Origin of the sequence: Aeromonas media, from assembly GCF_000819985.1 — a bacterium.
Taxonomy (GTDB): Bacteria; Pseudomonadota; Gammaproteobacteria; order Enterobacterales; family Aeromonadaceae; genus Aeromonas; species Aeromonas media.
Map to the genome: position 1 here is coordinate 1 of NZ_CDBZ01000122.1, position 454 is coordinate 454.

1 protein-coding gene is annotated in these 454 nt (G+C 63.2%); it reads right to left on the reverse strand.

The features are described from left to right. Positions 1-7 precede the first annotated feature (7 nt). Positions 8-454: methyl-accepting chemotaxis protein (locus BN1127_RS10670; RefSeq protein ID WP_042649427.1), on the reverse strand; the 447-nt coding region annotated here is incomplete at its 5' end.

Sequence of the window (454 nt, forward strand, 5' to 3'; positions counted from 1 at the left end):
GCGGACGTCAGCCGAAGGTCTGCCCCAGGGATTTGAGCTGGCGCGCCTTGGTGAGCAGGATGTCGCTCGAGGCATCCATGTCGTGCATCTTGTTGCTGTTGGTGTGGGAGTGCTGGGAGATGGCGTTGACGTTTCGGCTGATGTCCTCCACCACCGCCTGCTGCTGCTCGGCCGCCGCCGAGATCTGGGTCGACAGATCCACTACCCGCTCTATCTCCGTCAACACCTGATGCAGGCTCTGTGACCCCTGCCGGGTCAGGGTCACACAGGACTGGGTCTGCTCCAGATTCTGTTGCATCATCCCCTTCCAGCCATTCAGGGTACGCTGGATCTGCCCTATGCTGCCCTGGATCTGCTCGGTCGCCTTGTGGGTACGGGTAGATAGGGTACGCACCTCGTCAGCCACCACGGCGAAACCACGCCCCTGCTCCCCTGCCCGGGCCGCCTCGATGGC